Source organism: Pseudomonas sp. LAIL14HWK12:I7 (genome assembly GCF_000483465.1).
Lineage (GTDB): Bacteria > Pseudomonadota > Gammaproteobacteria > Pseudomonadales > Pseudomonadaceae > Aquipseudomonas > Aquipseudomonas kermanshahensis.
Genome location: NZ_AXYZ01000008.1, coordinates 105,537 through 118,444 on the forward strand (window position 1 = coordinate 105,537; position 12,908 = coordinate 118,444).

Sequence of the window (12,908 nt, forward strand, 5' to 3'; positions counted from 1 at the left end):
GCATCATATACAGTGCATTAATTGAAGAATCCGATAAATGCATCGTATTTGATTCAAAAAACGCTGTATAGCGTTTTATAGATCAAATCGGATGAGTGCTCGCAGCTTACTCGTCTTCGCCGCTAAACTCGCCACTCTCCTTCCATGGCAGCCCGCACAATGGATTTGCACTCAACCCCACGCCTCGCTCAGCCCGAAGACGTCGATGCGCTTATAGCGCTGGACGCCATTGCCCGGCACGCGCCGCAACGGCGATCCTTCATCGCCCAGGCAATCGCCAGTCGCCAATGCTGGGTAGCTGCGGACGCGCACGATGCCTCGCTACTGACGGGGTACGGCGTACTCAACGACGCCTTCTACGACCATCCCTTCATTGCGCTGGTCGTGGTGAGGGAGTCGGCACGCCGCCGCGGTATTGCCGGAGCCATCATGCGGACATTGGAGGCGCAATGCAGGGGTAGCAAGTTGTTCACTTCGACGAATGCATCGAATGCTCCGATGCAGGGTCTTCTTAGCAAACTGGGCTTCATCAGGAGCGGGCAGATCGACAACCTGGATGAAGGCGATCCCGAGCTCATCTTTGTCAAATTCCTCTCGTGAGGCGGGTGTTCGCACGCGAACCCGCGAACACCGGTCATGGCTACCCCCCGATCACCAATCGTAGGTCATCTCCACCGACGCCACGCGCTCTTGGCCGTAATAGCAACCGAACGCGTAGTTGCAGTCCGACACATACTCGCGGTCGAAGATGTTCTGTACATTCAGGCTGGCCTGCAAACCGCGCAGGCTCGCGTCGAATTTGCCCAGGTCGTAGCTGACGGTAGCGTCATACACCGCGTAGGCCGGCACGTCGAACGAGTTGGACGAATCACCCGGTTTACGGCCGGTGTAGCGGGCACCTGCGCCGAAGGTGAGGCCGTTGAGCATGGCCTGGGTAAAGTGGTAATCCACCCACAGGGACGCCGATACCGGCGCCTGCGACTCGCTGCGGTTGCCTTGGTCGCCGTAGTTGCTCTTGGTGTAGAACGAGTCGATGTAGGTGGCTGCCGCCAGCACGTCGATGTTGTCGAGGGTGGACTTGAGTTCAAGTTCAACGCCACGCGAGCGCACCTCACCGTCCTGCGCCTGGTACTGGGGGTTGTCGTCGTCCTGAGTCAGCACGTTCTTCTGCTTGACCTGGAACAACGACGCGGTGAGCAAGGTGCCCTCGAGTGGCTGGTACTTAACCCCCACTTCGTACTGTTCACCCTCGGTCGGCTCAAACGACTTGCCGGCGCTGTCCGTGCCCAGTGTCGGCAAGAACGACTGGGAATAGCTGACGTAAGGCGCCAGGCCAAACTCGGTGACGTAGGTCAGGCCGATACGGCCCGTGAACTTGTTGTCACGCTGTGAAGCGATGCTTTTGGCCAGCAGGTCTTTGTTGTCGATTTCTGCCCAGTCCTGGCGCCCACCAACGGTCAAGATCCACTGGTCGAGCTTGATCTGGTCCTGCACATACACCCCAGTCTGGCGAACGGTATTATCCCATTGGGTGTCCAGCACAGGGGTTACGCTGCTGGTGTCGTAGTTGTTCTTGCCGTAGAGGTCGACGGGCAACACGTTGTAGGCGTTATAGCCATCGTATTTGCGGGAGAAGTGGCGGTAGTCCACGCCGGCCAGTGTGGTGTGCTGCAGCGCGCCGGTATTGAATTTGTACTCAAGATTGTTATCGAGGGTGTAGGCGATATTGTGCTGGCGCCAGTCGAGCTTGACCCGGTTGGCCCGGGTGTAATCCACCCCCTCGTCGTCCGAAACGAAACTGCGCAGGTAGAAGCCTTTGTAGCGGTCACGCACATCGGTGTAGCGCGCTGTGGAACGTACCGCCAGGTCATCGCTGAAACGGTGGCTGAAGTCGTAGCCGAAGATGTACTGGTTACGCTTGTAATCGTTGTAATGCGAGTCGCCCGAGAAGAAGTCGCGGTCGATGCGCTGGCCCGTCGGGCCACGCTTGAGCGAACCGATCATCGGCAGCGACTGGTAGTCGGCAAGGCCGTCGTCGCGCTGCACCTGTGCCAGCACCGTCAGGGCGGTGTCTTCGTTCGGCGCCCAGGTCAGGCTTGGCGCCAGCAGCAGGCGTTCGCTGTGGGTGTGCGCCACCTGCTCGTTGCCTTTGTCGGCCACACCGACCAGGCGATAGGTGAACGCGCCCTGCTCATCCAATGGGCCGCTGGTGTCGAACGCACCGTTGGCCCGGTTGTAACTGCCGGCACCCAGCTTGACCTGGTTGCGCTGCTCGCGGGTCGGGCGTTTGGAGACCATGTTGATCAGCCCGCCCGGCTGGTTTTGCCCGTAAAGCACCGACGATGGGCCCTTGAGCACCTCGATGCGTTCCAGGGTATAGGGGTCGATCTGTGGCGCGCCGCCCAGGCTGCCCGCATACGGCAGGTACGCGCCATCCAGGTACAGCGGGGTCGGGGCGAAGCCGCGGCTGGTGATTTCGTCGGCAATGCTGTTGCGATCGGTGAACCCCCCCGTTGCCAGCCCCGGCGTATAACGCAATGCCTGGGTCAGGTTGCGCGCGCCCTGGGCCTGTACCTGGTCGGCAGTGACGACGTTGATGGCCTGCGGGATTTCCAGAATCGGCGTATCAGTCTTGGTCCCCGTCGCGCTGCGGGTGGCGACGTAACCGGTTACCGGCCCGTAGGCCGACTCCACGGACGTGCCGGTGATGCTGGTACTGTCGAGTTGCAGCGTCGACGCATCCCCGACCATGGGCAACAGCGAATAGCTGCCATTGGCCTGGCGCAGCACCTGCAACTGGCTGCCTACCAGCAATTGGCGCAGCCCGGCCTCGGCACTGTAGCGGCCATGCAAGCCTGGCGACTTCAACGACTGCACGTAGGACGGCTCGAACGACACGGTCACCCCCGCCGCCTCCGCGAACTGGGTGAGCGCAGCGCCCAGCGGGCCGGCCGGGATGTCGAATGCGGCTTCGACACGGGTCTGGGCCATGGCTGGCGGGGCGATCATCGCCGCAGCCAGAGGCGTCGCGAGCGCGATGCTGAACAGCGCGCGATTGACCGCCCGCGTCAAGGGGTTTTTGGCACAGTTGATGAGGATAACGGGGTTGCGAGTGTCTGAAGGGAGCATGGGTATTCCTTTCGCCCTGCGGCAGTTTTTTACGGCGTCTGATGCGCCTCTACTTAACAAGTCGAATGAGAATTGAAATCGATAACCCCCCTTGGGTAAAAGAGTGCCTGCTTTTGGTTTTGAGGTGAGGCGTCTATCGAGCGCCGCACGCGGCGTTTCGCAGCACAAGGCTGCTCCTACATTTTTTCGGGGCAATTATTCCTGCGCACAGGCGCGACTGGCCCGAAACAACTGTAGGAGCAGCCTTGTACTGCGAAGCGCCGCGCGGGCGGCGCTCGATCTCATAGGCGCTGAAAATGCTGAGCGAACACCTTCCCCCCTAAGCCCTCAAACAGCCTCGACCCGCGTCCAGAACCGGCTGAACCGCCGAATGCGTACCGGCAAGGTGCGGGTGAGGTTGTCCAGGGCAGTATCGATATTGCCCAGCTGAAACGCGCCGGACAGGCGCAGCTCGCTCACGGCCGCGTCACACCCCAAATGGCCGGGCCGATAACGTTGCAGTTCGCTAACAACATCGGCAAGGCGCCAGTCGTCCACCACCAGCATGTCGCGGGTCCAGGCATCCGCCAGCGCTGTCGCGGGCTGCACCAGGCCGGCTTCATCCGCGCGAAAGATTAGCTGCTGACCGGCCTCGACACGCACGGCCGCCAGCGAGTTCGCCGTGCGTACCTCCACGGCATGTTCCAGCACGCAAACCCGAGTGACGTCAGCATCACAGCGGACAGTAAAACGCGTGCCCAGGGCGCGAATGCTGCCTTGTTCGGTGTGCACGATGAACGCTCGGGCCTGCGCGTCGCGCGCGGTTTGCACAAGGATCTCCCCGCCCAACAGGTGCAAGGCGCGCCATTGGGCGGTGTAACGGATATCGACGGCGGTGGCGGTGTTCAACTGCAAGCGGCTGCCATCCTCCAGGCGCAGCGAACGGCGCTCGCCAACCCCTGTGCGTTGGTCGGCCATTAACCGCGCGATGCCCCCCTCGTGCCAGGCCAGCCCCCCTGCCCCACCCGCAGCCAGCACAATCGACATCACCTTGAGCACTTCGCGGCGCTTGGCCCTGGCACTGCTCAGGGTTGGCCGAGCGATGCCCGGTGCCACGTGCTCGAAGGTGCCCTGCAAGCGCGCCAGGCGCTCCCAGGCCTGCCGGTGAAGTGGATCGCTGAGCAACCAGCGCTGATGCGCGGCGCGCGTATGTTCATCGGCATCGCAGCGCAACTCGACATACCAACTCGCCGCGGCTTCGAGCACGTTCCGATCCAGTGGCGGGGCCCCGGCCACGGTTCAGTCCTCAGCCAGCATCAGGCAATGGGTCAGTGCCCGCACTGCATGCTTCTTGACGGTGGTAACCGAAATGTCCAGGCGTCGCCCGATCTCGACATAGCTCAAGCCATCCAGCTGGGCCATCAGGAAAATCTCCCGGGTGCGGGCGCCCAGGCCGTCGAGCAGGCGGTCGATTTCCATCAACGCTTCGATGATCAACGTACGCGCCTCGGGCGAAACGTCGACCTGCTCGGGGCGGGCGGCGAGCGTTTCCAAGTAGGCCTGCTCAACAGCACGGCGGCGGAACATGTCGATCATCAAGCTACGAGCGATGCTGGAGAGGTACGCCCGTGGCTCGCGCAGCTCGGCCGCCTTGCGCAGGGTCAGCACGCGGATGAACGTGTCCTGGGCCAGGTCCGCCGCATGCTCGACACACCCCAGCTTGTTGCGTAGCCAACCGCACAGCCAGGGATGGTGCTCCGCGTATAGGGTATGCACGGTTTTTTGCAGGGAAGGGTCAGCGCAGGACATGGGGTGAACCGGTCAGGACGTCTTTAATAATGACTCTCATTTAACATGAGCCATCCAACGCTCTGCAACTCTTCATTCACGCGACATCATTCATGGCTTCATTCATGCGGCTACTGCCATGCCGCCAAGCTGTCTTCCGGTCCATCGGCATGGCTTTTAAAAAACGCCCTCAAGTGCTCGATGAAACACGACACCTTCGCGGACAGGTTCAAACGCTCAAGGTAAACCGCGTAGATATCCGCCGGCGGTGTCTGGTAATCACCCAACACCTCCACCAGGCGCCCGCTGCGCAAGTGGTCCGCCAGGTTCCATTCGGCCCGCATCAGGATGCCTTGCCCCTCCAACGCCCAGTTCAACGCCACCTCACCATCGTTGGTGCTCAGGCTTCCACGCACCTTGACCGATTCTGACTGCTTGCCACGGCTCAAGCGCCAGACGCCAAAGGCGGCATCGTTCTGGCGTAACACGATGCAATTGTGTGCAGCCAGGTCCTTGGGCACCTCGGGTGTTCCGCAGGCTTCCAAGTAGCTGGGTGCGGCACACAGCCTGCGACGGTTGGCTGCGATCTTGCGCGCGATCAGGCGCGAGTCGGGCAGTTCACCAAAGCGGATAGCCACATCGATTGCGTCATTGGGCAGCTGGATGGGCCGATCGGTCAGGTGCAGTTGCACCTCCACCTCGGGGTAACGCTTGGCAAACGATGAAATCGCCGGCCCCACATGGGTACGGCCAAAGCCCAACGGCGCATTGACCCGCAGCAGGCCCTTGGGCTCGGCGCGACTGCTGGACACCTGGCGCTCCATCTCCTCGATCTCACCCAGTATGCGCCGGGCATTGACCAGGTAGGTCTCGCCCTCGGCGGTCAGGCTGATGCTGCGTGTGGTGCGGTTGAGCAACCGCACGCCCAGCCGCTGTTCCAATTGCGCCAGGCGCTTGGAGACCGCAGGTGGGGTCAGGTTCATCTCACGCGCGGTGGCAGCCAGGCTGCCCACGCGGATGAGCTGGGTGAAAAAAGCCAGCTCGGACACTGGGTTCATAATTAACCTGAAGGAAACAATGAGTTGAATTTCATTGTATTACACGGTTTTTGAAAAACCATTACCTTGGCCCTGCGTGATTAACCCTAAGAAACCTGGGCTATCGAGCTGCCACGGCCAGGTGTTGCCTGCCGCCACCGATAAGCCCAGCCGCCACAAGAACCGACTCACAACAATAATTCGGAGACGGCAATGGCCAAGCGAGTGTTAGGCAAGTTGTACGTGCAGGTGCTGATCGGGGTAACCCTCGGGGTACTGATCGGGGTGTTCTGGCCACAGGTCGGCGCCGACCTCAAGCCGGTGGGCGATGCCTTCATCAAACTGATCAAGATGGTCTTCGCACCGATCATTTTCGCCACGGTGGTGCTGGGCATCGCCAAGATGGAAAACATGAAAGAGCTCGGCCGCGTGGGCGTACGTGCGCTGATCTACTTCGAGGTACTGTCCACCTTTGCCCTGGTGCTGGGCCTGGTCGTGGTCAACCTTGTACAGCCTGGGCAAGGCATGAACGTCGACCCGGCCACCCTCGATGCCAAAAGCATTTCCACCTACACCGCGGCAGCTGCAAACAGCTCGGGCGGGTTCATCGACTTTCTGTTGCATGTCATCCCCGGCAGCGTGACCGATGCCTTTGCCAAGAATGAGATCTTGCCGATCCTGCTGTTCTCGACCTTGTTCGGCATCGCCCTCTCGCACCTGGGCCCGCGCGGCAAACCGATGGTCGATGTGCTTGAAGCGTTCTCCCACGGCATGTTCTTCATCGTCGGCATGATCATGCGCGTGGCGCCGCTCGCGGCCTGCGGTGCAATGGCATTTACCGTCGGCAAGTACGGGCTGGGCTCGATCGTCTCGCTCGGCAAGCTGATGGCAACCATGTACCTGACCTGCTTCCTGTTCGTGGTGATTGTGCTGGGCGCCATCGCTCGGCTGTCCGGTTTCAGCCTGTGGAAGTTCCTCAAGTACCTCAAGGAAGAACTGTTCACCGTACTGGGCACCAGTTCATCGGAGTCGGTGGTGCCGCAACTGATGAACAAGCTGGAGAAGGTCGGCGTGTCCAAACCGGTGGTGGGCCTGGTGATCCCTTCCGGCCTGACCTTCAACCCGGACGGGCAATGCATCTACTACACCATGGCGGCCATCTTCATCGCCCAGGCCACCAACACGCCACTGACGCTGATGGACCAGTTGATCGTGCTGGGCGTGCTGCTGCTGACCTCCAAAGGCTCTGCAGGCGTGACCGGCTCTGGCTTCATCACCCTGGCCGCAACTTTGGCAACCATGGACAACATCCCGGTGGCCGGCATGGTGCTGCTGCTGGGCGTCGACCGCTTCATGTCCGAGGCCCGCGCCATCACCAACACCATCGGCAACGCCGTCGGCACCGTGGCCATCGCGCACTGGGTTGGCGCTTTGGACAAACCGCGCATGGCCCAGGTGCTGGACGGCCAGCTACCCGCAGAACCCGAAAAACCCGAGGCCACTCAGCTACACACCCCGCTTCTACACAGGGAGGCCAGCACCAGCGGCACCCTGGCCCCCTGAACACCCAGACATCGAACAATCAGCCTTGTGATGCAGTGAGGAAAAAACCGTGGATAAAGAATCAGCCGTGTCATCGCTCACCGACGTGATGGCGAAGTTCACCGCCTATATCGGCAAGCGCCTGCCCAAAGACGTCAAGGAGAAAACCGCAAAACTGCGCGCCGCAGAAACCAACCCGCTGGCCATCGCCGTGTATGACTCGATGGCCGACAACCAGGAGTACGCCGACAAGCTCGACCGCCCCAGCTGCCAGGACACCGGGGTCATTCAGTACTTCATCTCGGCGGGGGCCAGGTTCCCGCTACTGAGCGAGCTTGAAGGCATTCTGGAAAACGCCACCAAAGAGGCCACCATCAAGGGCCCACTGCGCCACAACGCGGTAGAAACCTTCATCGAGAAGAACACCGGCACCAACACCGGCTCGAAGATCCCGTGGCTGGACTGGGAAATCATCCCGGATGCCGACTACGCCATTGTCGATGTGTACATGGCCGGTGGTGGCTGCACCTTGCCAGGCTCGGCCAAGGTGCTGATGCCAGGCCAGGGCTATGAAGGGGTCACCGAGTTCGTCTTCGACGTGATCACTTCGCGAGGCGTCAATGCGTGCCCGCCCTTGCTGGTTGGCGTTGGCGTGTCGACCTCGGTGGAGACCGCTGCGCGCCTGTCGAAAAAGGCGATCCTGCGCCCGGTCGATTCCAGCCACCCGAACGAAAGCGCCGCCATGATGGAAAAGCTCCTGGAAGACGGCCTCAACGAAATCGGCATCGGCCCGCAGGGGCTGACTGGCAACAGCAGTGTCATGGGCGTGAACATCGAGTCTTCCGCGCGTCACCCCTCGACCATTGGCGTCGCGGTATCGACCGGTTGCTGGGCGCACCGCCGCGGCAAGATCCGCATCAACGCCGACCTGTCCTACGACATCCTCTCGCACGAAGGGGTAGTACTGTGAAAAAGATCCTGACCACCCCGATCAAAGACGAAGACCTGGCCAACCTCAATGTCGGCGATGTGGTTTATCTCACCGGCCAGTTGGTGACGTGCCGCGACGTCGCGCACCGTCGTTTGATCGAGCTCAAGCGAGAGTTGCCGGTTGACTTGCGCGGCGGTGCGATCTTCCACGCTGGGCCTATCGTGCGAAAAAAAGACGATGGCAGTTTCGAGATGGTGTCCATTGGCCCGACCACCAGCATGCGCATGGAGAAGTTCGAAAAGCAGTTCATCGAGCAAACCGGCGTCAAGCTGATCATTGGTAAAGGCGGCATGGGGCCGGAAACCACCACCGGCTGCCTGGAAAACAAAGCCGTGCATGCGGTGTTCCCAGGGGGCTGTGCGGTGCTGGCTGCAACGCAGGTAGAAGAGATCGAACGTGCCGAGTGGCAAGACCTGGGGATGCCTGAAACCCTGTGGGTCAACCGGGTACGGGCGTTCGGCCCGCTGATCATTTCCATCGACACCAAGGGCAATAACCTGTTCGAACAGAACAAGGCCCGCTTCAACGCGCGCAAAGGGGCGGTGATCGAGAAGATCAACAGCCAGGTTCGCTTCATCAAATAACCGCGCCAAATCGGGGCCGCTAATGCGGCCCATCGCCGGCAAGCCGGACTCCCACCTCGACTGCACAGACCTCAAGCCATGTGCAGTACCTGTGGGAGCCAGGCTTGCCGGCGATGGGCTGCGCAGCAGCCCCGATACAGGCACCTCATGCCTTCGACAATTCGCCAATCTTCTCCAGCCGCGCCCGCACGATGTTGCGGCTGATGTTCAACAACCGCCCGGTCTGCAGCTGGTTCCCGTGGCAATACCGATACGCCGCCCGGAACACCGTCTCCTCGATGTGCTCATACAGGTTCGGCACGTTCTGCTCGAACAACGCCAACAAGGCGCTTTCAAGGTTAGGCGGCGCCGCGAGCGCGGCCGGTGCGTTGGCCTGCGTGGCATACACCTGGGCCGCCCCTTGCGGCCTCATGTCCACCAAGTGCAGGTCTGCGGGCGCTACCACCTGGTAGCGGCATACCAGCAAGGCATGGTGGATCGCGTTTTCCAACTCGCGGATGTTGCCCGGCCAGCTGTGGGCCAGCAATTTGCGCTCGGCATCCGGGCTGAGCGACGCACGTTCATAACCCAGGCGCCGGCAATGCTCTTCGATGAAAAATTCGGCCAAGGGCAGGATGTCGCCGGGCCGCTCACGCAGCGGTGGCAGGCGGATGGTGGCGACGTGCAGGCGGTAGAACAGGTCTTCGCGAAAATGCCCCGCCACCACGGCGTCGGCCAGGTTGACGTTGGTCGCGGCCACCAGGCGCACGTTGATCGGGATCGGTGTACGCGAGCCCAGCCGCACGACTTCGCGCTCCTGCAGCACCCGCAGCAACTTCACCTGCATGCTCAACGGCAGGTCCCCAATCTCGTCGAGAAACAGCGTGCCGCCATTGGCCGCCTCGAACCAACCGGCCTTGTTCGAGGTGGCACCGGTGAACGCCCCTTTCTCATGGCCGAACAGTTCGCTTTCCACCAGGGTTTCGGCAAAGGCACCACAGTTCACCGCCACGAACGGTTCGCGGCCACGGCGGCTCAGCTGATGGATGTGGCGAGCGACAAGTTCTTTGCCGGTTCCGGTTTCGCCGATGATCAGGGTATTGGCCTCGCTGGGCGCCAGGCGCTCGATACGGCTGAGCAGCTCCTGGGAGCGAGGGTCCTTGAACACAAGCACGGTGGCACGTACCGACTTGGTCAGCTCTCGGGCATTAGGGTGGGTGATCAGCGACATGGGGGCATTCCTGGCAATTGACGCGCAGCCTCATAGTGCCCGAAACAAATTAGATCAAAAAATTATTAATTCATCTTTATATATTCCATTTTTGAATATTTGATTTTCCAGCAGCCGACTGCTGCTGCAGCAGCAACGCGCCAGCACTGCCCTGCGTGCCGATCAGCAGGCTGGGCTCCACGCCGCGCCCCTCCCATGTGCTGAAGGCCCCGCCGTTAAAGGCCTGCAGCCACCTTTTCAAAGACTGGCATGCATTTCGCTCCTGGCCTGGCAATGCCTGGTTCGCTGCAGCACGCGGCCCAGACCTGTTGAACCCTTGTTTGGAGCCGCACATGAACACACTCTGGCGTCACGGCCTGGCCCTGTTGGGCGGCCTGTTACTCAGCCTGACCACATTGGCCGCCGAGCCACCGGCAGCGGTGCGCATCGCCATCGTTGCCTTCACCCAAGGCGGCGCGCCGGTCTTCGGGGGCATCCCGGGGCGGGTGATCGAAGACGGCTGGCTCGAACAGCAGTTGGCCGCCCGCGGCGTGAAACTGCAATGGACCGCCCTGCCCCACGCCGGCGCCGGGCCACAAATCAACGAAGGCTTCAGCAACGACAGCCTGGACTTCGCCGTACGCGGCGACCTGCCCTCGGTCATCGCTGGCGCCGGCCAAGTGCCCGGCAAGCTGATCGTGCCGGGTGGCAGCGGCAACAACATTTACCTGGTGGTGCCCAGCGGCTCAGCGGTGCGCAGCATCCAGGACCTCAAAGGCAAGCGCCTGGCCCTGCACCGCGGGCGGCCCTGGGAATTTGCCTTCAGCAACTTCCTGGAAAGCCAGGGCCTCAAGCTGACCGACTTCAAGATCGCCAACCTCAACCCGCAGGTCGGTGCCGCCGCCGTGTCGGCCGGCAAGGTCGATGCCGCCGTGCTGCTCAACGAAGCCTACGCCCTGGAAGACAAAGGCGTGGCGCGGATTCTCTGGTCGACCAAGCAAGGCGCCAACGACTGGCGGCTGGTGTCCGACCTGTGGGGCACCGACCGCTTCGTGCAGCAGCACGCCGACCTTACGCAGCTGGTGGCCACGGCCTGGGTGCGCGCGGCCTGGTGGATCTCCCAAGCGCAGAACCGCGACGCCTATTACGCGCTGTCGTCCCGCGCCGGGGTGGCCGAAAGCGTGCTGCGCCGCGATGACCAGGACGACCCGGTGGCCTGGAAAGCGCGCTGGGCGCCGAAAAGCGATGCCCAACTCAAAGCCCACTACGACGCCCTGGGCCACTACGCCTTGGCCAACCGCCTGATCCGCACGCCCTACGACATCAGCAGCGACCTGGCCACAGGCTTCACCCGCCAGGCGCTGATCGACCTGCAGCTCACCCACTACTGGCCGTCCCTGGACGCTCAAATCAGCCAACAACCTTGAGAACATCTTCCATGAAATTGCCTGTTTCCATCGTTTTCGGCCTCAGTGCCCTGGCCTTTTCCATTGGTGCCCTGGCCGCCGACACCTACGCCCCCAAACCCGACCCGCAACAAGGCGACGGCCGCGTTTCGAGCTTCTACACCTGGTCCAAGGCAATCCCAGACACCCCCGGTAAACTGCTGCGCAGCGAGCCGCTGGACTCAGCGCTCAGCTTGCCCAACGCCGCCAGTGCCCAGCGCATCCTCTACACCTCGCTGGACGGCATCGACGGCAAGACGCCAATCGTGGTCTCTGGCGCGCTGTTCATTCCCAAGGGCCCGGCGCCCGCCGGTGGCTGGCCGGTCGCCAGTTGGGGCCACGGCACCGTCGGGGTGGCGGATATCTGCGCACCGTCCTGGGCCGGGCGTTCCTACCGCGATGTGCAATACCTGAACCGCTGGCTCGAAGAGGGCTATGCCATCGTCGCCACCGACTACCAAGGCCTGGGTGTGCCCGGTGGCCACCCGCTGCTGAACAACCGCATGGCCGCCTACGGCATTCTCGATGCCGCCAAGGCCGTGGTCGCCGGCGTACCGGGGCTGGCTGACAAGGTCCTGATCATCGGCCAATCCCAGGGTGGCGCTGGTGCCTTTGCAGCCGGTGCCTATGCCGCAACCTATGCACCCAAACTGGGGGTCAAGGGCAGCATCGGCACCGGCGTGATCTACACCGTGGGGTCGAAAAACGTCGGTGAGCAGGACCAGAACAAGGTCGACCCGGCCCTGGCCTACGGCTTCTACACCTTGCTCGCCGCACAGCAGTACGACCCGAGCATCGACCCGCGCGACTTCTACACCGACAAGGCCCTGCCGCTGTTCGAGCAGGCGCGCACCAGTTGCCTGTCGGCACTGGTCAGTGATGTGGTCGGCACCGGCCTGACCCCCGCCAACGCCAAAAAGGACTACCAGGGCGACCAGCTCAAACCGTGGCTGGCCCAAGTGTCGTACCCCACCCTCAAACTGGCCCAGCCGATCTTCATCGGCACCGGTGCCGAGGACAAGACCCCTGCCGCCGCGACCCAGGTTGCACTGATGCAGGATGCCTGCAAGGCCGGCTCGGTGGTGCAGGGCCACCTGTACAAAGGCCTGGGCCATAGCGAAACGGTCAACGCCTCGCTCAAGGACTCGATCCCCTTCGCCCGCCAGGTCATCAGCGGCCAGCCAGTCACGCCCAACTGCAGCCCCAGCGTCCAGTAAGGAGGCC

Annotated in this window: 12 protein-coding genes; 6 read left to right on the forward strand and 6 right to left on the reverse strand. The window is 62.2% G+C overall.

What is annotated here, in order from left to right; translation table 11 throughout:
* The first annotated feature begins 159 nt into the window (after nucleotides 1–159).
* Nucleotides 160–600 (forward strand): GNAT family N-acetyltransferase, encoded by a 441-nt coding sequence (locus tag D886_RS0109680; protein WP_027593736.1) that lies wholly within the window; start codon nucleotides 160–162, stop codon nucleotides 598–600.
* A gap of 51 nt (nucleotides 601–651) precedes the next feature.
* On the opposite strand, the gene D886_RS0109685 is transcribed toward D886_RS0109680, so the two are convergent.
* The 4 genes from D886_RS0109685 to D886_RS0109700 all read right to left on the reverse strand — a co-directional run bounded on the left by D886_RS0109685 (nucleotide 652) and on the right by D886_RS0109700 (nucleotide 5,954).
* The gene (locus tag D886_RS0109685) at nucleotides 652–3,129 is read right to left on the reverse strand and encodes a TonB-dependent siderophore receptor (RefSeq protein ID WP_027593737.1); all 2,478 of its coding nucleotides are present in this window, start codon (nucleotides 3,127–3,129) and stop codon (nucleotides 652–654) included.
* A 327-nt stretch (nucleotides 3,130–3,456) separates the two neighbouring features.
* A complete protein-coding gene (locus tag D886_RS0109690; protein ID WP_027593738.1) occupies nucleotides 3,457–4,404 on the reverse strand; it encodes a FecR domain-containing protein in 948 nt (315 codons plus the stop codon).
* A 3-nt stretch (nucleotides 4,405–4,407) separates the two neighbouring features.
* The gene (locus D886_RS0109695; RefSeq protein ID WP_027593739.1) at nucleotides 4,408–4,917 is read right to left on the reverse strand and encodes a sigma-70 family RNA polymerase sigma factor; all 510 of its coding nucleotides are present in this window, start codon (nucleotides 4,915–4,917) and stop codon (nucleotides 4,408–4,410) included.
* Between the two features lie 110 nt (nucleotides 4,918–5,027).
* Nucleotides 5,028–5,954, reverse strand: a complete 927-nt coding sequence (locus D886_RS0109700) for a LysR substrate-binding domain-containing protein (protein WP_027593740.1) — start codon at nucleotides 5,952–5,954, stop codon at nucleotides 5,028–5,030.
* 192 nt (nucleotides 5,955–6,146) lie between these two features.
* Between D886_RS0109700 and D886_RS0109705 the strand changes: the two genes are divergently transcribed.
* From D886_RS0109705 to ttdB, 3 genes are read left to right on the forward strand one after another with little or no spacing between them, the layout of a single operon-like run.
* On the forward strand, nucleotides 6,147–7,496 hold the full coding sequence (locus D886_RS0109705; protein WP_027593741.1) for a dicarboxylate/amino acid:cation symporter: 1,350 nt from the start codon (nucleotides 6,147–6,149) through the stop codon (nucleotides 7,494–7,496).
* A gap of 49 nt (nucleotides 7,497–7,545) precedes the next feature.
* Nucleotides 7,546–8,445, forward strand: coding sequence for a L(+)-tartrate dehydratase subunit alpha (ttdA, locus tag D886_RS0109710; protein ID WP_027593742.1), 900 nt, complete (start codon nucleotides 7,546–7,548; stop codon nucleotides 8,443–8,445).
* Nucleotides 8,442–9,050 carry a L(+)-tartrate dehydratase subunit beta gene (gene ttdB, locus D886_RS0109715; protein WP_027593743.1) on the forward strand — a complete coding sequence of 203 codons (609 nt, stop codon included), beginning with the start codon at nucleotides 8,442–8,444 and terminating at the stop codon, nucleotides 9,048–9,050. The genes ttdA and ttdB overlap by 4 nt, the downstream gene beginning before the upstream one ends.
* Before the next feature lie 145 nt (nucleotides 9,051–9,195).
* Here the strand turns inward: ttdB and D886_RS0109720 are convergent, their stop codons facing one another.
* Nucleotides 9,196–10,260, reverse strand: a complete 1,065-nt coding sequence (locus D886_RS0109720) for a sigma-54-dependent Fis family transcriptional regulator (RefSeq protein ID WP_027593744.1) — start codon at nucleotides 10,258–10,260, stop codon at nucleotides 9,196–9,198.
* Nucleotides 10,261–10,336: 76 nt separating this feature from the next.
* Nucleotides 10,337–10,594, reverse strand: a complete 258-nt coding sequence (locus D886_RS0109725; RefSeq protein ID WP_027593745.1) for a hypothetical protein — start codon at nucleotides 10,592–10,594, stop codon at nucleotides 10,337–10,339.
* Here D886_RS0109725 and D886_RS0109730 point away from each other — a divergent pair.
* Together D886_RS0109730 and D886_RS0109735 are read left to right on the forward strand one after the other, a co-directional pair.
* A complete protein-coding gene (locus tag D886_RS0109730; RefSeq protein WP_027593746.1) occupies nucleotides 10,593–11,666 on the forward strand; it encodes an ABC transporter substrate-binding protein in 1,074 nt (357 codons plus the stop codon). The genes D886_RS0109725 and D886_RS0109730 overlap by 2 nt on opposite strands.
* Before the next feature lie 11 nt (nucleotides 11,667–11,677).
* On the forward strand, nucleotides 11,678–12,901 hold the full coding sequence (locus tag D886_RS0109735; protein ID WP_027593747.1) for a lipase family protein: 1,224 nt from the start codon (nucleotides 11,678–11,680) through the stop codon (nucleotides 12,899–12,901).
* Nucleotides 12,902–12,908: the final 7 nt, after the last annotated feature.